Origin of the sequence: Kitasatospora hibisci, from assembly GCF_043950205.1 — a bacterium.
Lineage (GTDB): Bacteria > Actinomycetota > Actinomycetes > Streptomycetales > Streptomycetaceae > Kitasatospora > Kitasatospora hibisci.
Window position 1 is genome coordinate 3,443,090 of the sequence record NZ_CP171642.1, and the last position, 17,956, is coordinate 3,461,045.

At 73.6% G+C, this 17,956-nt stretch carries 16 protein-coding genes and 1 tRNA gene; 2 read left to right on the forward strand and 15 right to left on the reverse strand.

Annotated features, from left to right (window positions below):
- Positions 1–39 precede the first annotated feature (39 nt).
- On the forward strand, positions 40–699 hold the full coding sequence (locus tag ACF9IK_RS14615) for a TetR/AcrR family transcriptional regulator (RefSeq protein WP_395294641.1): 660 nt from the start codon (positions 40–42) through the stop codon (positions 697–699).
- Positions 700–812: 113 nt separating this feature from the next.
- Here ACF9IK_RS14615 and galE read toward each other — a convergent pair whose 3' ends face one another.
- From galE to ACF9IK_RS14635, 4 genes are all read right to left on the reverse strand, one after another.
- A complete protein-coding gene (galE, locus tag ACF9IK_RS14620) occupies positions 813–1,775 on the reverse strand; it encodes a UDP-glucose 4-epimerase GalE (RefSeq protein ID WP_395294642.1) in 963 nt (320 codons plus the stop codon).
- 204 nt (positions 1,776–1,979) lie between these two features.
- On the reverse strand, positions 1,980–2,648 hold the full coding sequence (locus ACF9IK_RS14625; RefSeq protein ID WP_395294643.1) for a response regulator transcription factor: 669 nt from the start codon (positions 2,646–2,648) through the stop codon (positions 1,980–1,982).
- Between the two features lie 157 nt (positions 2,649–2,805).
- Positions 2,806–2,878 (reverse strand) — tRNA-Thr (locus ACF9IK_RS14630).
- Positions 2,879–2,995: 117 nt separating this feature from the next.
- On the reverse strand, positions 2,996–3,406 hold the full coding sequence (locus tag ACF9IK_RS14635; RefSeq protein WP_395294644.1) for a winged helix-turn-helix transcriptional regulator: 411 nt from the start codon (positions 3,404–3,406) through the stop codon (positions 2,996–2,998).
- 180 nt (positions 3,407–3,586) lie between these two features.
- Between ACF9IK_RS14635 and ACF9IK_RS14640 the strand changes: the two genes are divergently transcribed.
- Positions 3,587–4,183: a flavodoxin family protein gene (locus tag ACF9IK_RS14640; protein ID WP_395294645.1), complete on the forward strand. Its 597-nt coding sequence runs from the start codon at positions 3,587–3,589 to the stop codon at positions 4,181–4,183.
- 19 nt (positions 4,184–4,202) lie between these two features.
- On the opposite strand, the gene ACF9IK_RS14645 is transcribed toward ACF9IK_RS14640, so the two are convergent.
- From ACF9IK_RS14645 to rsmI, 11 genes are all read right to left on the reverse strand, one after another.
- Positions 4,203–5,570 (reverse strand): MFS transporter, encoded by a 1,368-nt coding sequence (locus ACF9IK_RS14645; RefSeq protein WP_395294646.1) that lies wholly within the window; start codon positions 5,568–5,570, stop codon positions 4,203–4,205.
- 181 nt (positions 5,571–5,751) lie between these two features.
- Positions 5,752–7,128 carry a S8 family serine peptidase gene (locus ACF9IK_RS14650; RefSeq protein ID WP_395294647.1) on the reverse strand — a complete coding sequence of 459 codons (1,377 nt, stop codon included), beginning with the start codon at positions 7,126–7,128 and terminating at the stop codon, positions 5,752–5,754.
- Between the two features lie 143 nt (positions 7,129–7,271).
- Positions 7,272–8,894 carry a WXG100 family type VII secretion target gene (locus ACF9IK_RS14655; RefSeq protein ID WP_395294648.1) on the reverse strand — a complete coding sequence of 541 codons (1,623 nt, stop codon included), beginning with the start codon at positions 8,892–8,894 and terminating at the stop codon, positions 7,272–7,274.
- Positions 8,895–8,937: 43 nt separating this feature from the next.
- Positions 8,938–9,513: a hypothetical protein gene (locus ACF9IK_RS14660; protein ID WP_395294649.1), complete on the reverse strand. Its 576-nt coding sequence runs from the start codon at positions 9,511–9,513 to the stop codon at positions 8,938–8,940.
- A gap of 330 nt (positions 9,514–9,843) precedes the next feature.
- Complete coding sequence (locus ACF9IK_RS14665) at positions 9,844–11,661, reverse strand: ABC-F family ATP-binding cassette domain-containing protein (protein WP_395294650.1); 1,818 nt, start codon at positions 11,659–11,661, stop codon at positions 9,844–9,846.
- 157 nt (positions 11,662–11,818) lie between these two features.
- Positions 11,819–12,745 (reverse strand): 4-(cytidine 5'-diphospho)-2-C-methyl-D-erythritol kinase, encoded by a 927-nt coding sequence (locus ACF9IK_RS14670; protein WP_395294651.1) that lies wholly within the window; start codon positions 12,743–12,745, stop codon positions 11,819–11,821.
- On the reverse strand, positions 12,742–13,623 hold the full coding sequence (rsmA, locus tag ACF9IK_RS14675; protein ID WP_395294652.1) for a 16S rRNA (adenine(1518)-N(6)/adenine(1519)-N(6))-dimethyltransferase RsmA: 882 nt from the start codon (positions 13,621–13,623) through the stop codon (positions 12,742–12,744). The genes ACF9IK_RS14670 and rsmA overlap by 4 nt, the downstream gene beginning before the upstream one ends.
- A gap of 114 nt (positions 13,624–13,737) precedes the next feature.
- Positions 13,738–14,625: a TatD family hydrolase gene (locus ACF9IK_RS14680; protein WP_395294653.1), complete on the reverse strand. Its 888-nt coding sequence runs from the start codon at positions 14,623–14,625 to the stop codon at positions 13,738–13,740.
- Positions 14,625–16,247 carry a methionine--tRNA ligase gene (gene metG, locus ACF9IK_RS14685; RefSeq protein WP_395294654.1) on the reverse strand — a complete coding sequence of 541 codons (1,623 nt, stop codon included), beginning with the start codon at positions 16,245–16,247 and terminating at the stop codon, positions 14,625–14,627. The genes ACF9IK_RS14680 and metG overlap by 1 nt, the downstream gene beginning before the upstream one ends.
- A gap of 137 nt (positions 16,248–16,384) precedes the next feature.
- A complete protein-coding gene (locus ACF9IK_RS14690) occupies positions 16,385–16,825 on the reverse strand; it encodes a hypothetical protein (RefSeq protein ID WP_395294655.1) in 441 nt (146 codons plus the stop codon).
- Between the two features lie 236 nt (positions 16,826–17,061).
- Positions 17,062–17,931 carry a 16S rRNA (cytidine(1402)-2'-O)-methyltransferase gene (gene rsmI / locus ACF9IK_RS14695; protein WP_395294656.1) on the reverse strand — a complete coding sequence of 290 codons (870 nt, stop codon included), beginning with the start codon at positions 17,929–17,931 and terminating at the stop codon, positions 17,062–17,064.
- Between the last annotated feature and the right edge of the window lie 25 nt (positions 17,932–17,956).

Consider the following 17,956-nt stretch of genomic DNA (forward strand, 5'->3'; position numbering starts at 1 on the left):
TAAGTACAACGATGGCTGCAAAGTCCTGGAGGTCAGCCCGTGACCAGTGAGAACGAGAGCCCCGCCAAGCCCCGCCGCGGACTCGCCGAGAAGCGCCAGGCCATCACCGGGGCGGCACGAACGGTCTTCGGCCGGGACGGCTACTCCCGCGCCAGCATCGACGCCATCGCCTCCGAGGCCGGGGTCTCCACCCGCACCATCTACAACCACTTCGCCGGGAAGGAGTTGCTCTTCCGGACCGTCGTCCTGGAGAGCGCGGCCCAGGTCAGCGACGCCCATCTGGACATCGTGGAGCGCAACCTCGCCAAGGTCACCGACCTGGAGCCCGACCTCACCGCGCTCGCGCTGGCCTGGGTGGAGGTGCTCGGGCGGTTCGCCGACCACTTCGCGCTGGTGCGACAGATCAATGCCGACGCCGGGCACCTGCCGAAGGAACTGCTGGAGGCCTGGCAGGAGACCGGGCCTCGCCGGGCGCTGCGGGAGCTCGCCACCGGCTTCGGCGAGCTGGCCGACCGCGGGCTGCTGGTGGCACCCGATCCGTTGCGGGCCGCCGAGCACTTCGTGCAGCTCACCGGCAGCGCGGTCACCCTGCGCACGTACTGGGGCGCACACCCGATCGACCCGGCGACAGCTGAGGAGGTCATCACCAGCGGGGTGCGGGCCTTCCTGCGCGCCTACGCCGTACCGGCGGCACGGTAGCGCGGGCGCGTCGGGGCTGCTGCGCCGCCCCGGACGGCGCGCGCGGTAACGCCGAAGCGCCGCCCCGGACGGTCGGGGCGGCGCTTCGGGTGCCCCCGCAGGGGCGGGGAATCCTAGAGACCGTTCTTCTCCAGGGTGAACTTCCACGCGTCGGCGACGATGTCGTCCAGGTCCGGACGGCGCGGGATCCAGCCCAGGGCCTCGCGGGCGCGGTCGGCGGAGGCGACCAGCACGGCCGGGTCGCCCGCGCGGCGGCCGGCGACCTGCACCGGGATCTCCCGGCCGGTGACGCGCTTGACCGACTCGATCACCTCGCGCACCGAGAAGCCGCTGCCGTTGCCCAGGTTGCAGATCAGGTGCTCACCCGGCTCGGCCGCGTCCAGCGCCAGCAGGTGGGCGTCGGCCAGGTCCGCGACGTGAATGTAGTCGCGGATGCAGGTGCCGTCCGGGGTCGGGTAGTCGTCGCCGTACACCGCGATGTGCGGACGCTGCCCGAGGGCGGCCTGGAAGACCAGCGGGATCAGGTGCGACTCGGGGTCGTGCCGCTCGCCGTAGGCGCCGTACGCGCCCGCGACGTTGAAGTAGCGCAGCGAGACGGCGGCCAGGCCGTGGGCGACGGCCTCGCTGGTGATCAGGTGGTCGACGGCCAGCTTGGTGGCGCCGTAGGTGTTGGTCGGCGCGGTGCGGGCGGTCTCGGCGATCGGCACGACCTCCGGCTCGCCGTAGGTGGCGGCGGTGGAGGAGAAGACCAGCGTGCGCACACCGGCCGCGCGCATCGCGCTGATCAGCTCCAGCGAGCCGGCCACGTTGTTGCGCCAGTACTTCTCCGGGTCCACCACCGACTCGCCGACCTGCGAGGAGGCGGCGAAGTGCAGCACACCGTCGAAGGAGGCGTCCAGGACCTCGCCGGCCTCCTGGATCCGGCCCTCGACGAACTCGGCGCCGGCCGGCACGCCCTCGCGGAAGCCGGTGGAGAGGTCGTCCAGGACGGTCACCTGGTGCCCCGCCTCCAGCAGGTGGGCGGCGACCACACTGCCGACATAGCCGGCGCCACCCGTGACCAGGTACTTACTCATGATGAGACCTCCAGCGGGCGATGTCCGCCGGGTCGGCGGACATCGGTGACGTACGTAGGACTGGGCCTATTGTCCCTGGCCGCCGAGGGTGCTCCGGACCGCCCGGGGAGGCTCCCGGCGGACCCGCCGGCGGCCGGTCCGGCCGGGCCCGCGGCGCCTCGCCGGGCCGGGCCGGCCTCGGCCCGCCGGCCGGCCGGCCGATCCTCAGCCGCGGGCCACCCGGTCCAGCAGTCCGGTCCGGGCGGCCACCGCCGCGGCCTCCAGCCGGGTGCGCGCCCCGAGCTTCATCAGCACCCGCTGGACGTGCGTCCGGGCGGTGCTGGCCGCGATCCGCATCCCGGCCGCGATCGCCGCGGTGTCCTCGCCCTCCGCGATCCGGGCCAGCACCTCGACCTCACGGCGGGTCAGCAGCCGCAGCAACCGGACGGCATCGTCGTCCGACTCGGGTGCCGGGCTGAGCAGTTGGTCGAACGCACCGCGCAGCACCTCCGCCGCGACCGCCGCCTCGCCCGCCCGCGCCCGCGCGATGGCCCGCTCGACCACCTCGATCCGCTCGTCGCTGGGCACGTAGCCCGCCGCCCCCGCCGCGAACGCGCCCGCCACGCCGCGCAGTTCACCGACCGGTCCGAGCACGATGACGGCCACCTCGGGCCGCTCCCGCCGGATCCGGCGCAGCCCGTCGAACGCCCCCGGTTCCGCCGGCGCGGCCACCCCGAGCAGGCACACCTCCGGACGGCGCCCGGCCACCAGGTCGGCGGCGGCACCGGCCGGCGAGCCGACCGCGAGCACCCGGTGGCCGCGCAGCTGGAGCGCGGCGGCCAGGGCCTCGGCGAGCAGCCGGTGGTCGTCGACCACCACGAGTCGAACGCCCATGACACCCTCCCGGTCGGGGTCCGGCCCGCACCCGTACCCGGTGGGGCGGGCGGCCGGTGACGCACCATCACAGCGCATTCCGTGCCCGACCCGCTAGGCCGCCTCCGGGCCGGCACGCGAAAAAGACCCTCGCCGTTGGGCGAGGGTCTTTCACTTGAGCCCCCATGCGGAATCGAACCGCAGACCTTCTCCTTACCATGGAGACGCTCTACCGACTGAGCTATAGGGGCTTGTTCCCTGTCGTTCTCGCTTGCTCACCGCTCGCTCGAACAAGGAAGACACTACACGGCGGACGACCGAGAAGGGAAATCGGTCCGGGATGCCCGCCGGCGGCGGCCCGCCGCCCGTCAGCCGGCCGGGTGGGCCTCGTCGAACTCCGTGCGGGCGGCGAGCATCAGCGGGGTGCGCTCCTCGGTCCAGCGCCCGATCGGCGCGACCAGTGCGGCCAGCTCCCGACCGAGCGGCAGCAGGTCGTAGACCACCCGGGGCGGCGTCTCGGGATGCACGGTGCGCTTCACCAGCCCGTTCCGTTCGAGCGTGCGCAGCGACTGGGTGAGCATCTTGCGGCTGACGCCGTCCACTCCGCGCTGCAGCTCGGAGAACCGCTGCTGCCCGAACTCCGCGAGGCTCATCAGGATCAGCATCGACCACTTGTCCACCAGCTCGGCGAACACGGCCCGGCTCGGACAGCACTGGGCGAGGACATCGAGCTCCCGGGCCTCCTCGGCCGGGGCCGGGGGCTGCTCCTGCGTCGTCATGCCCTCCAGGGTAGCCGGACGAGTCTCCGATCCACCCCTGGCAACTATCCCATCCTTGGTAACTGGTGGAGACCTGGTCTATATTCGAGACCATCGGCCGGGAGGCCACGCCCGTGCGGCGTCGTCCCCCCGCATGCCGCCCGTCCCCCCTGTCCCTCCCCCGCCGCCGAGGAGCCCGTCATGACCGCTGTCCGCCCGACCGTCGCCATCGCCTACCACTCCGGCTACGGCCACACCGCCGTGATCGCCGAGGCCGTCGCCCGCGGCGCCGCGGCCGCCGGCGCCGAGGTCGTCTCCGTCTCCGTCGACACCATCACCGACGAGCAGTGGGCGCAGCTCGACGCCGCCGACGCGATCGTCTTCGGCTCGCCCACCTACATGGGCACCGCCTCCGGCGCGTTCCACGTCTTCGCCGAGGCCAGCAGCAAGCGCTGGTTCAGCGACGCTTGGCGGGACAAGGTCGCCGCCGGCTTCACCAACTCCGCGTCCAAGAGCGGCGACAAGGCCGGCACCCTGGGCTTCTTCCAGACCCTGGCCGCCCAGCACGGCATGAGCTGGGTCAACCTGGGCCTCAAGCCCGGCTGGAACTCCAGCGCCGGTACCGAGGACGACCTCAACCGCCTCGGCTTCTCCTCCGGTGCCGCCGCCTCCACCCCCGCCGACGGCGGCACCGACACCGTGCACAAGGCCGACATCGCCACCGCCGAGCACCTCGGCGAGCGGGTCACCCGGCACACCGCCGTCCTGCTCGCCGGCCGCGCCGCCCTGGCCGCCTGACGCCTCCCGCTCCCGCGCGCTACGCCGCCGGATCAGCCCCCAGCACGGGCGTCCGGCGGCGTCCGCCGTCCGCCGCCCCCGTCTGCGCGAGGTCCGCGCCGCTGGTCTCCGGCAGCAGCCGCAGGCAGGCCAGCGCCACCACGCCCAGCACCGCCAGGTACCAGCCGACCGGAACCGCCGTCCCGTGCGCCTCGGTGAGCCGGGTCGCGACCAGCGGCGTGGTGGCACCGCCGACCACCCCGCCCAGGTTGTACGTCAGTGCGGCGCCCGTGTAGCGCACCCGGGTCGGGAACAGCTCCGGCAGGTAGGCCGCCACCGGCCCGAGCAGGCATCCGAGCACCACCAGAGCACCCGCCAGGGAGAGGAACATCAGCGGCCGGCGCACCGTCTCCAGCAGCGGGAACAGCACCGGCGACCAGAGCACCGCCAGCACCGTGGCCCCCTGCAGGGTCCGCCGCCGGCCCCACCCGTCACTGCGCCGCGCGCTCACCCAGACCGTTGCGCCCTTGCCCACCGCGCCCAGCAGCAGCATCGTCAGCACCGCCGTGCTCGACACCCCCAGCCCGGTCGTCGCGTAGGCCAGCGCGTAGGTGGTGGTCACGTAGAACAGCGCGTAGCCGACGGTGATCGCGCCGCAGCCGACCAGCACCGTCCGCCAGTGCCCGCGCAGGACCTCCAGCACCGGCACGGCACGCCCCCGCGACGGTGCCCCCGCGACGGCCCCGGCCTCGGCCCGGAACAGCGGCGTCTCCTCCAGTCGCAGCCGGATGAAGAGCCCCACCGCCACCAGCCCCAGCGAGGCCAGGAACGGCACCCGCCAGCCCCACGCGTGGAACGCCCCCTCGTCCAGGGTCAGCCGCAGCACCAGGAACACTCCGTTGGCGAGCACGAAGCCGCTGGTCGGCCCGAGCTGCAGGTACGCCCCGTAGCGGCCGCGCCGCCCGGCAGGCGCGTTCTCCGCGATCAGCAGCGCCGCACCGCCCCACTCCCCGCCCAGCCCGACGCCCTGGCAGACCCTCAGCACCACCAGCAGGACCGGCGACCACCACCCCCACACCCCGTACCCCGGCAGCAGCCCGACCGCCGCCGTCGACAGCCCCATCAGCAGCAGCGACACCACCAGCGTCGCCTTCCGCCCCAGCCGGTCCCCGAAGTGCCCGAACACCACCGCGCCGACCGGCCGCGCCAGGAACGCCACCGCGTACACCGAGAACGCCGCCAACAGCGCGCCGACCGTACCCAGTTCGGGGAAGAACACCGGCCCGAAGACGAGCGCCGCCGCTGTTCCGTAGAGGAAGAAGTCGTAGAACTCGATCGCCGTGCCGATCAGGGCCGCCGCCGCGGCCCTCCGCAACTGCGCCGCCCGCCGGGCATCCTGCGTATCCATACCGCCACCCTGGCGACCGCCTCGCCCCCCGCAACAGCGCCACCCGGGTGAAGCCCGCGCACGTCCACGCCCGCCCGCCCCGGCTTCGCGCTCCCCGCGCCACAGCGCTCACACCCGCAAACGCGCCTGCCCGGCCGCGGGATCGACTCCCGACGGCCGGGCAGGCGCAGCGCTCCCCCGGCTACCGCGCGTAGGGGTTGTCGCTCGGCGGGGACGGCGGGCCGTACGCGGGCGGCGGCGGCACCGCCGGCCCGCCCTGCTCCGGCGGGTACCCGACCGGGGCCGGGGGCACCGGGGCGGCCGCCGACGCCGCGCCGCGCCGGCGCAGTACGAAGAACACCACGAGGGCGACCAGCACCAGCCCGCCGACCACCGACGCCACGACCGGCACCATGCTGTCGGAGTCGGATGCCCCGTCGGCCTTCGGCTGCGCCGCGGGCGTGCCCACGGGGGTGCTGTCGCCACCCGGCGCCGGGGTCCCGGCAGCCGAGGGCTCGGTCGAAGGCGCGGTCGACTGCGGCGAGGCCGACGGCGTCAACGCCGTGGCCGGAGGCTCGGCCGCCTTCTCCTGGATGGGGTAGACGTCCGCCGGCCCTGGGTCACCCGGAGTCGTCAGGGCGATCCGGGGACGGACGGTGCCGTAGCCGACGGCATCGGTGCGGGCCGACCCGTCGACGGGCTTCCCGGCCGTGTTCATCAGCACCCGCAGCACCTGGTTGGCGCTCCAGTCCTTGTGCACCGACCAGACCAGCGCCGCCGACGCAGAGGTGATCGCGGTCGCGTCGGAGGTCCCGTGGCCCTTGCAGTAGCCCGACGAAGCGGTACAGGCACCGAACATGTCGATCCCGGGGGCGACGAGGTCGACCTGCGGGCCCCGCTCCGACTCGTCCGTGGTCGAGCTGTTCCGGTCGACCGCACCGACACCCACCACATGGGGGAGCGCGCCCGGGTATTCGACCGGGTTGCCCTGCTGGGCCGAGTTTCCGACGCTCGCCACGACCAGCGCGCCCTTCGCCTCCGCATGGGCGATGGCGGTGTTCGCGGTGGCGATATCGTCCGCCGTCGCCCAGGAGGCGTCGGTGCCCTGGGAGATGCTGATGACCTTGGCGCCGTTGTCGGCCGCGTAGGTCACGGCCTGCGCGATCTGGCGAAGCGCCACGCTCGCCGTGACACCGCCGCCCGTTTCACCGCCGTTGACCTTCAGAGGCAGCAGCTTGGCGCCCGGGGCCAGGCCGTAGGCTCCGTTCCCCGACATCCCCTTGCCGGAACCGGCGATCAGGGCCGCCATGGCGGTTCCGTGGCCACTCGCGTAGGTCCCCACACCGCCTGGCAGTTCGCTGAAGTCCTTGCCTTCCAGGAACTGCCCGACGAGATCCGGGTGGTCCAGCTTGAACCCGCTGTCGATCACAGCGACCGTGATGCCTTCGCCCTTGGTGGTCTTCCACATCTCCGGCGCGTGCATCGCGTCCAGGTGCCACTGCTGCGCACGGATCGAGTCCGCTGCAGCCGCCGGCGCCACGGCCGGCCCCGCGACCACACCGGCGGCCAAGAGTGCCACAGCGAACCCGCGACCGCGCCTCCCCATGTCAGTTCGCCGCATCACTGCTCCTCGTCAGTCTCCCCGTCGGCCGGGGGCCGCAGCCCCCGGACAGGTCTGCCCGGCCACCGGGGTGGGCCCAGTGGCCGGGCAGTCGTCACTGCCTACTCAATCACGTCCGGGTTGCTCTGCGGCGTACCGCTGGTCCAGGTCTCCTCGTCCTCGTGCAGGTAGTCGGCCCGCTTGCGGCGGTCACGCTCGTTCCTGCCCGGCCCTCCGGACGTGCCGGGAGCGCCCATCATGCCGTTCTGGCCGGAGCGCGCCCCGCCCTCGGCACCCGCGCCACCCGCGCCCGCGGCGGAGCGGCTGCGCAGACCCGTACCGCCGGGGGTGAACTCGCCACCCGCCTTGGGGCCGCTGCGCCCGCCGACCGTGCCGCCTCCGAACGAGGTCAGCCCACGCCCACGCGCGCTGCCGCCGGAGGCACCACCACCGTGGCCGCCGGCGCCCGGGTGCATGCCGCCGCCCAGGCCTCCGCCGCCTGCCGTGGTCCTGCCGCCCTGGCCTCCCTGGGCCTGCTGGCCGAAGGCCTGCCCGCCGCCCGGGGTTCCCGGCACGCCGTTCTTCGACGGCACGTTGCCGGCGCCGAAGGTGCTCGTCCGGCCCGGCGTCGGCCCGCTCCCCTTCAGCGGGACGGAGCCGCCGGGGCCGAACGGGAGCGGCCCGGTGCCCGGGAAGGCCGGACCGCCGCCGGGGCCGCTCGGGTAGCCCGGCTGCCCGCCGGGGTAGCTCGGCGGCAGGCTGCCCGGGACGCTCGGGCCGATCGGCCCGGTCTGGTTGGGCAGGGTCGTGACGGGCGGCAGGCTGTTGAGATCGGTGCCCGGCCGGTCCGGGATGACCGGCACCGGGGCCGGCCCCGGCGACGGGGTGGGCGGCAGCGGGGTCGGCCCGTTGTGCGGCGGGATCGGGTCGATCCGTCCCGGCTGGTTCGGGTCGTCGGGGCCCGGAGTGCGCGGACGGGGCGCCACCGAACCGCCGCCACCACCGTGGTTGGCGGGCGGGCTGTAGCTGCCGCCACCGCCGCCCACACCGCCCTGCGGGGTGCGCACGGTGCCGCCGGAGCCCGTACCGCCGCCGCCACCGCCACCGACCTCCTCAAGGCCGCCGCGGTTGTCGTTGCTCCCCGGCGGCTGCAGCGCCGCCGGGGTCTCCAGCGCGTTCAGCTTCGTCGCCACAGCGTCGTAGGCCTGCCCCAGCTTCACCATCTGGTTGATGGCTTCCTGGTGCTCCAGCTCGACCTTCTTCTGCGCCGCCACCGCCTCGGAGGCCGTCACCCAGTTGGGATTGGCCTGCTTCATGACCGAGTCGACGGTGGAGCCGACCCCGTACTTGGCCTCGAAGTCGGAAGGCAGGTACGGGACGGACTGGTTCTTGTGCTTGTTGACGGTGGCGATCTCCGTCTTGGGCAGCTCGGGCACCGCGGTCTTCGCGGTGCTCAGCGCCTCGCCGGCCTGGTGGATCGCGTCGCCGACGCCGATCGAGTAATCGGCCAGCGCCGCACCCGACTTGTGGAAGTTCCCGGCCCACGCCTTGAAGGCCTCGCCGGCCGGGCCCTCCCACTGGATCTGGTCGACGTGGGACTTGAGGGCCGCGCTGAGCTCCTTCAGGACCTCGCCGGCCGACTTCAGCTGGCTGCCCCGGCTCAGGACCTTGCTCGGGTCGGTACTGGCGACCATGGCCCTGAGCTGTTCGTGGTTCTTGGCCTCGAAGTTCGTTCCGCCTGCCATCACATGCTCCCCGTGTCAGTCGAAGTGTCGCGCCGTGCCACCGTCACAGCCCACCGGTCTGCGTGCCCGTGCCGCCGCTCGGTGACCCGCCCAGGCCGCTGCTCTTCGCCATGGCCTGATGGACGGCGGTCGCATGCTCCTCGTTGCCCGCGTAGTTCGCCGCCGCCTTCGCGACCGCCTTCGACATGGCCTCGATCTGCTTGACGAAGGTCTGGTGCATGCTCACCAGCTCGTTGTGGGTCCGCTGGTAGGCCGTCGTGACATCGGTGGACTGGGAGAAGTCCTTGCCGAAGTTGTCCCCGTGCAGCCGCTGTTCCTGGAGCTTCGCCTGCGCGGCGTCCGAACCCTCCATCGAGTCGAGCAGCCCCTTGACCTTGTTCGTGAACGTGATCAGCGTGCCCAGCTCGACCTCGACGTTCTTGCTGCCGAACGCGGACACCAGCGCGGCCGCGCTGGTGTTGGTCTCCGCCGTACGGACCATCTTTTCGGCGACGCCGAACACGGCGCCGAACCAGCCACCGTGATTACCGTGTCCGAGCGAGAACGGCTTGTCGTCCAGGGGCGGCGTCGCCGCGCCGTTCGTCGTGCTCGTACCGTCGCCTGCAGGCGCGTCTGCCACCGCGATCCACCTCTCCCCCGTGCGCGGGCGGCTCCCAAGCCCCCGCGCCCCGCAACACACCGTCAACTTCTCGGTCCTACAGTCCTGCCGGTGCACCAGCCCCACCCGAGGGGACGGCAGGCACCCTGCCATCGTAGCCACCGCCTCCGTCGGACCGGCAGGGCCCATGGCGCGACTGCGCGCGATCGGTACGAACTTGACACGTACAAATCGCACCCCGCGCCCGGAACCCCCCTACTCCGCCCGGCCGCACCGGCCCCCACCGCCGAACGCCGCCGGGCCGTGCGCACGGGCCCCAAACCCGCCGCACGGCCCGGCGCCGAACGGGACTCAGACCTGCTCGGCCAGCTCCAGCCAGCCCATCTCCAGCTCCTCCTTCTCGCCCCGGACGGCGCGCAACTGCGCGTCCAGCTCCGCGACCTTGGAGAAGTCGGCGGCGTGCTCGGCGAGTTGGGCGTGCAGCTTGGACTCCTTCTCGTCCAGCTTGGCGATCTGACGCTCCAGCTTCTGCATCTCCTTCTTCGCCGCGCGCACGTCGCCGGCCGACAGCGCGGGCGACCCGGCCTCCGCGGCCGGCGCCGGAGCGGCGGACGCGGCGGCAGCCGCGGTGGCCGCCATCCGGGCGCGCCGCTCCAGGTACTCGTCGATTCCGTTCGGCAGCATCCGCATCCGCTTGTCGCCGAGCAGCGCGTGCACCACGTCCGTGGTCCGCTCGACGAAGAAGCGGTCGTGGCTGATCACGATCATCGAACCGGGCCAGCCGTCGAGCAGGTCCTCCAGCTGGTTGAGCGTCTCGATGTCGAGGTCGTTGGTGGGCTCGTCCAGGAACAGGACGTTGGGCTCGTCCATCAGCAGCCGGAGCAGCTGGAGCCGGCGGCGCTCACCGCCCGACAGGTCACCGACCGGGGTCCACTGCTTGTCCTTGCCGAAGCCGAACTGCTCGCAGAGCTGGCCCGCGCTCATCTCCCGGCCCTTGCCGAGGTCGACCCGCGAGCGCACCTGCTCGACGGCCTGCAGCACGCGGGTGGTCGGCTCCAGCTCGGCGACCTCCTGCGAGAGGTACGCCAGCCGCACCGTCTTGCCGACCTTGATGACGCCGGAGGCGGGCTGCACGTCACCCTCGGAGGCGTAGGCGTCGCGGAGGGCGCGCAGCAGCGAGGTCTTGCCGGCGCCGTTGACGCCGAGCAGGCCGATCCGGTCGCCGGGGCCGAGCTGCCAGGTCAGGTCCTCCAGCAGCAGCTTGGGGCCCGCCTTGACGGTCACGTTCTCCAGGTCGAAGACGGTCCGCCCGAGCCGGGCGTTGGCGAACTTCATCAGCTCGCTCTTGTCCCGCGGCTCCGGGACGTCGGCGATCAGGGCGTTGGCGGCCTCGATCCGGTAGCGCGGCTTGGAGGTCCGGGCGGGGGCGCCACGGCGCAGCCAGGCGAGCTCCTTGCGGGCGAGGTTCTGGCGCTTCTGCTCCTCGACGGCCTCGATCCGGGAGCGCTCTGCGCGGGCGAAGACGTAGTCGGAGTAGCCGCCCTCGTACTCGTGCACGGAGCCGTGCTGGACGTCCCACATCCGGGTGCAGACCTGGTCGAGGAACCAGCGGTCGTGGGTGACGCAGACGAGGGCGGAGCGGCGGCCCTGCAGGTGCTTGGCGAGCCAGGCGATGCCCTCGACGTCGAGGTGGTTGGTGGGCTCGTCCAGGACGATCAGGTCGGGCGAGTCGAGCAGCAGCTTGGCGAGCGCGATCCGGCGGCGCTCGCCACCGGAGAGCGGGCCGATGACGGTGTCCAGGCCGTCGGCGAAGCCGGGCAGGTCGAGGCCGCCGAACAGGCCCTCGATGATGTCGCGGATCCGGGCGTCGCCGAGCCACTCGTGGTCGGCGCGGTCGGCGATGACCTCGTGCCGGATGGTGGCCTTCGGGTCGAGCGAGTCGTGCTGGGTGAGGACGGACAGCTGCAGGCCGCCGGACCAGGTGATCCGGCCGCCGTCCGGCTCCTCCAGCTTGGCGAGCATCCGGATCAGGGTGGTCTTGCCGTCGCCGTTGCGCCCGACGACGCCGATCCGGTCCCCCTCACTGACGCCGAGGCTGACCCCGTCGAGAAGGGCCCGGGTGCCGTAGACCTTCGTGACGGACTCGATGGTGGCGAGGTTGACGGCCACGTGTGCTGCGCTCCTGGTTCGAGGGCTCGGGGCTCGGAGGGAGCCGCGATCCTCCCCAGCCTAGTCGGCCGCCCGGGGGCCGGGCGGCCGTCCCCGTCCGGGCAGCGCCCGGCCCGGACCGCTTCTCGGCCCCGCCCCGGCCCTTCCCCGGGGGCGGTCAGCCGCGCCCCGGCACCGCCGCGCCCGGCACCGGCCCGTACGTCGCGTGCGCCGCCCGGCAGGTGCCGGACGCCCGCAGCGCCTCGGCGACCGCCGCGGCCGTGTCGGCGTCCTTGGCCAGGAAGGCGCAGGTCGGTCCCGAGCCGGAGACCAGGGCGCCGAGCGCACCCGCCTCGGTGCCCGCCCGCAGGGTGTCCGCGAGCGCGGGCCGCAGTGAGAGGGCGGCCGGCTGGAGGTCGTTCGCGAGCGCGCCGGCCAGGGCGACGACGTCGCCGTCGGCGAGGGCCGCGAGCAGCGCCGGGTCGGCGTCGGGGGTGGCGACGTCGGTGTCGCTGGAGCCGCTGCCGGCCTCGTCGCGGAGGCGGTCGCACTCGTGGAAGACCGCCGGGGTGGAGAGCCCGCCGTCGGCGACGGCGAAGACCCAGTGGAAGGTCCCGCCGACCGGCAGGGCCTCCAGGATCTCGCCCCGGCCGCGGCCCAGGGCGACGCCGCCGATCAGTGCGAACGGCACGTCGGAGCCGAGCTCGGCGGCCAGCTCCAGCAGGGTGTCGAGTGGGGTGTCGAGGCCCCACAGCGCGTCGCAGGCCACCAGGGCCGCCGCGCCGTCGGCGCTGCCGCCGGCCATACCGCCGGCCACCGGGATGGCCTTGGCGATGTGCAGGTGGACGCCCGGGTCGGCGATGCCGTGGTGGGCGGCGAGCAGCCGGGCGGCGCGGGCGGCGAGGTTGCTCTCGTCGAGCGGGACGACGGCGGCGTCCGGCCCCGAGCAGCTCAGGGTGACGCCGGTGCCGGCGGTGGCGGTGACCTCGTCGCCGAGGGCGACCGCGAAGAACACGTTGGCCAGGTCGTGGAAGCCGTCGGCGCGCAGGCCGCCGACGCCCAGCTGGACGTTGACCTTGGCGGGAACGCGGACGGTGACGCTCACTCGGAGTCCTTCGCTGGCTTGTGCTCGGCGATGGCGGCGAACTGCTCGACGGTCAGCATCTCGCCGCGCAGCTTGTGGTCGATGCCGGCGGCGGCGAGTGCCTGCTCGGCCCCGGCCGGGGAGCCTGCCCAGCCCGCCAGGGCGGCCCGCAGGGTCTTGCGGCGCTGGGCGAACGCGGCGTCGACGACCGCGAACACCTCCTCGCGGGTGGCGGTGGTCTTCGGCGGCTCCCGGCGGATCAGCGAGACCAGGCCGGAGTCGACGTTCGGGGCGGGCCAGAAGACGTTGCGACCGATCGCGCCGGCCCGCTTCACGTCCGCGTACCAGTTGGCCTTGACCGACGGGACGCCGTACACCTTGTTGCCGGGCTTGGCGGCGAGCCGGTCGGCGACCTCGCTCTGCACCATCACCAGGGTGCGCTCGATGCTGGGGAAGGTCGCCAGCATGTGCAGCAGCACCGGGACGGCCACGTTGTAGGGGAGGTTGGCGACCAGTGCGGTCGGCGCCGGCCCGGGCAGCTCGGTGACCTCCATGGCGTCGCTGAACACCAGGTCGAAGGCGTCCGCCTTCTCCGGCATCCGGGCGGCGACGGTGTCCGGCAGGTGCCGGGCCAGCACCGGGTCGATCTCGACGGCCGTGACGTGCTCGGCCACCTCCAGCAGCGCCAGGGTGAGCGAGCCGAGCCCGGGCCCGACCTCCACCACGGCGTCCTCGCCGGTCACCCCGCCCGCGCGGACGATCCGCCGCACGGTGTTGCCGTCGATGACGAAGTTCTGCCCGCGCTGCTTGGTCGGCTTCACGCCGAACGCGTCCGCCAGGGCCCGGATGTCCGCGGCGCCCAGCAGATGGCTGTCAGGGGTGGGGTCGGTGGTGCTCACCCGCCAAGGATACGGGCGCGGCGGCCCCCCGCCGTTCGACGGCCGCCGCACGGACGGTCTCCGCCGGACCCTTCCTGCCCGGCCCCGGGGAGTGTCCCGCGCGCGGCGGCCGGCTCAGTATCCGAACGCCCGGGCCGTGTTCGCCGCGATGGCCGCCGACAGCTCGTCCTCGTGCAGTCCGAGGGTCCCGGCCATCGAACGCACCGTGACCGGGATCAGGTACGGCGCGTTGGGGCGGCCGCGGTACGGGTGCGGGGTGAGGAAGGGCGCGTCGGTCTCGACCAGGACGCGGTCCAGCGGGGTGACGGCGAGGGCGTCGCGCAGCGGCTGGTTGGCCTTGAAGGTGACCGGACCGGCGAACGAGAGGTACCAGCCGTGCTCGGCGCAGACCTTGGCCATCTCGGCGTCGCCGGAGTAGCAGTGGAAGACGGTCCGCTCGGGGGCGCCCTCCTCCAGCAGGACGGCGATCACGTCCTCGTGGGCGTCCCGGTCGTGGATCACCAGGGCCTTGTCGTGCCGCTTGGCCATCTCGATGTGGCGGCGGAACGACTCCTTCTGGATCTCCACGCCCTCCGGGCCGGTCCGGAAGTAGTCCAGGCCGGTCTCGCCGACGGCGACCACCTGCGGCAGCGCGGCGAGCGCGTCGATCTCGGCGAGCGCCGCGTCGAGCGCGGCCTGCCCGCCGGCCGGGCGCTGCTGCCCGGACCAGCCTCCCCCGGCCCCAGGGTCGCCGAGGTGGATCCGCGGCGCCTCGTTGGGGTGCAGGGCGACGGCGGCGTGCACCTGCTCGAACCGGGCCGCCAGCTCGGCGGCCCAGCGGGATCCGGGCACGTCGCAGCCGACCTGGACGACGGCGGTGACGCCGACGGAGGCGGCGCGGGCCAGACCCTCCTCCGGGGTGCCGGACTGCATGTCCAGGTGGGTGTGCGAGTCGGCCACCGCCACCGCCAGCGGGGCGGGCAGCGGCGGTGGCGTCGACCGGTCGTCCGTCTTCTTCGGCATCAGGCGGCCGGCTTCTCTTCCAGGCGGGGGAACAGGATCTCGCCCTTGGTGACGGTGGCGCCGGCGGGCAGCCGGCCCCAGTCCGCCGCGGTGGCGACGGTCTGCGCGGACAGCGCGCCGAGGCCGGCCGCGTCGGCGCCGAGCGAGGCCCAGAGCTTCTCGGCGGTGGCCGGCATCACCGGGTTGAGCAGGACGGCGGTCGCCCGCAGTGCCTCGGCGGCGGTGTAGAGGATGGTGGCCAGGCGCGACCGGCCCTCCTCCGAGTCGTCCTTGGCGACCTTCCACGGCTCCTGCTCGGTGAGGTAGCCGTTGACCTGCTTGACGAAGTCGAAGACCGCGGCGATGCCGCCGGCGAAGTCCAGCTCCTCGCCGATCTTCCGGTCGGCGGCCGCGACGGCGACGGTCAGGCCGTCGGCCACCGCCTGCTCGGCCGTGCCCGCGGCGGTGGCGGCGGGCAGCACACCGTCGAAGTACTTGCCGACCATGGCCGCGACCCGCGAGGCGAGGTTGCCGAAGTCGTTGGCCAGCTCGGAGGTGTACCGGGCGGAGAAGTCCTCCCAGGAGAACGAGCCGTCGGTGCCGAACGGGATCGCCCGCAGGAAGTAGTAGCGGTAGGCGTCCACGCCGAAGTGCGAGGTGAGGTCGGTCGGGGCGATGCCGGTCAGGTTGGACTTGGACATCTTCTCGCCGCCGACCATCAGCCAGCCGTTGGCCACGACCCGCTTGGGCAGCGGCAGCCCGGCGGCCATCAGCATCGCGGGCCAGATCACCGCGTGGAAGCGCAGGATGTCCTTGCCGACCAGGTGGACGGAGGCGGGCCAGAGCTCGGCGAAGCGCTCCGGGTCGGTGCCGTAGCCGGCCGCGGTGATGTAGTTCTGCAGGGCGTCCACCCACACGTACAGGACGTGCTTCTCGTCCCAGGGCAGCGGTACGCCCCAGTTGAAGGTGGAGCGGGAGATCGAGAGGTCCTTGAGGTCCTGCTCGACGAAGCGCAGCACCTCGTTGCGGGCCGAGGCGGGCTGGATGAAGTCCGGGTTGGCGGCGTAGAACTCCAGCAGCTTCGGGCCGTACGCGGAGAGGCGGAAGAAGTAGTTCTCCTCCTCCAGCCACTCGACCGGCCGCTTGTGCACGGCGCAGAGCTTCTCGCCCTCGGCGGCGCCGTCCAGCAGGTCAGCCGGGAGCTTGTACTCCTCGCAGCCGACGCAGTACGGGCCGGAGTAGCCGCCCTTGTAGATCTCGCCCTTGTCGTGGAGGTCCTGGACGAACTCCTGCACCCGGGCGGTGTGCCGCTCCTCGGTGGTGCGGATGAAGTCGTCGTTGGCGATCTCCAGGTGCTGCCAGAGCGGCTTCCACTCCTCCTCGACCAGCTTGTCGCACCACTCCTGCGGGCTGACGCCGTTGGCCTCGGCGGTGCGCAGGATCTTCTGGCCGTGCTCGTCGGTGCCGGTCAGGAACCAGACCTTCTCACCGCGCTGGCGGTGCCAGCGGGTCAGCACGTCGCCGGCCACCGTGGTGTAGGCGTGGCCCAGGTGCGGGCGATCGTTGACGTAGTAGATCGGGGTGGAAACGTAGTACGCCGGGGTCGTGCTCCCGGTGGTGCTGTGCTCTGCAGTGGCCGCCATGGTCGGCAAGCTTAATCGCGCGCGGGGGCCGCCCTCGACAGATCCGGGAGCCGCCCTCGACCGATCGCTCGGGGTGGGCGGCCCGGCACCTGCGGCCCCTGGCGCCGCCCCGCCACCGCGGGGCGGCGCAGCGGCGGTCAGCCGGTCAGCCGCGACCAGAACCGGGCCCAGCGTCCGCGCGGTCTGGCCGGCTCGGCCGCCGTCGGGTCGGCGGCGGGAGGTGCGCCGGCGGGCTCGGCGTGCGCCGAGTACCCGGGGGCGTGGTGCCAGGGCTGGTCCGCGGACGCCACCCGGCCCTCGCGCATGATCCGGACGGTGTGGCCGCCGCAGCCCGGACAGGTCGGCTTGAGCAGCGGGGACGGCACCCGGACGCCGTTGGCGTGGTACTCGAACACGACGTGCCCGTCCCGGCCCACGTGGTGCTCGATGTCGTACGTCTGCTCCCAGCCGTACCCGCAGCTCAGGCAGGCGAAGGAGTACGCCTCCCGGACGGTCTCGACGGGAGTGTGCGGCCGGCCGGTCAGGCCGGGATCGCTCAGCGCATTGCCACCGCGGGGGCTACCGATCGTCTCACTCATAGCCGTCTCCCAGCGCCCGCCGGGCCCTCGCCCGGCTGGGTCTTTCCCATCCAGGGAATGCCCGGAACGCCCCGGCCGATACCCGCCTTGTGAAGTCTTGGAAGCGGGTTGGGAATCCCTATACGAAAGGGTGGGTCCTGTCCCGAAATCCCGGCCGAAACTTCAGCTCGACTGGTGTTTACCAGGGGCCTTCCCTCCAAGGTACGCGCCCGCACCGGGAGCGGCACGCCCGGATCTCACGGCTTCGCGCCGGCCTCCCCGCGGTCCGCGTTCTTGGCCGCGACCACCGCGTCGAAGACCTCCCGCTTGGGTACCGACAGCTCGACCGCGACGGCGGCGATGGCCTCCTTGCGCCGCTCGCCGGCCTCCTCGCGGACGGCCACCAGACGGGCCAGCTCGGCCGGGGTCAGCTCCTGCGGGGCGGCCGGCGGGGCGCCGGCGACCACCACGGTGATCTCGCCCTTGACGCCCTCGGCCGCCCAGGCCGCCAGCTCGCCCAGCGGGCCGCGCCTGACCTCCTCGTAGGTCTTGGTCAGCTCGCGGCAGACGGCGGCGGGGCGGTCCGCGCCGAAGGCGTCGGCCATCGCGGCCAGCGCCTCGGCGATCCGGTGCGGGGCCTCGAAGAACACCATCGTGCGCGGCTCGGCGGCGATCGAGGCGAGCTGGCGGGCCCGGTCCCCGGTCTTGCGCGGCAGGAAGCCCTCGAAGGTGAAGCGGTCGACCGGCAGGCCGGACAGCGCCAGCGCGGTGAGCACGGCGGAGGGGCCGGGCACCGCGGTGACCTTGACGTCGGCGGCCACCGCCGCGGCCACCAGCCGGTAGCCGGGGTCGGAGACGGAGGGCATCCCGGCGTCCGTGACCAGCAGCACCCGGGCGCCGCCGAGCAGCGCCTCGACCAGCTCGGGGGTGCGGCCGACCTCGTTGCCCTCGAAGTAGGAGACCACCCGCCCGGCCGGGGCGACCCCGAGCGCCTGGGTGAGCCGGCGCAGCCGCCGGGTGTCCTCGGCCGCGATCACGTCCGCGGTGGCCAGTTCGGTGAGCAGCCGGGGCGGGGCGTCCGAGACGTCGCCGATGGGGGTGCCTGCGAGAACGAGTACTCCTGTCACGCGCCCCATCCTCCCAGCATCGGCG

Bases quoted from the DNA above. Each gene is read 5' to 3' on its own strand.
- ACF9IK_RS14645 (WP_395294646.1), bottom strand. From the start codon at position 5,570: ATGGATACGCAGGATGCCCGGCGGGCGGCGCAGTTGCGGAGGGCCGCG.
- ACF9IK_RS14635 (WP_395294644.1), bottom strand. From the start codon at position 3,406: ATGACGACGCAGGAGCAGCCCCCGGCCCCGGCCGAGGAGGCCCGGGAG.
- ACF9IK_RS14625 (WP_395294643.1), bottom strand. From the start codon at position 2,648: ATGGGCGTTCGACTCGTGGTGGTCGACGACCACCGGCTGCTCGCCGAG.
- metG (WP_395294654.1), bottom strand. From the start codon at position 16,247: ATGGCGGCCACTGCAGAGCACAGCACCACCGGGAGCACGACCCCGGCG.
- ACF9IK_RS14640 (WP_395294645.1), top strand. From the start codon at position 3,587: ATGACCGCTGTCCGCCCGACCGTCGCCATCGCCTACCACTCCGGCTAC.
- ACF9IK_RS14655 (WP_395294648.1), bottom strand. From the start codon at position 8,894: ATGGCAGGCGGAACGAACTTCGAGGCCAAGAACCACGAACAGCTCAGG.
- galE (WP_395294642.1), bottom strand. From the start codon at position 1,775: ATGAGTAAGTACCTGGTCACGGGTGGCGCCGGCTATGTCGGCAGTGTG.
- ACF9IK_RS14680 (WP_395294653.1), bottom strand. From the start codon at position 14,625: ATGCCGAAGAAGACGGACGACCGGTCGACGCCACCGCCGCTGCCCGCC.
- ACF9IK_RS14690 (WP_395294655.1), bottom strand. From the start codon at position 16,825: ATGAGTGAGACGATCGGTAGCCCCCGCGGTGGCAATGCGCTGAGCGAT.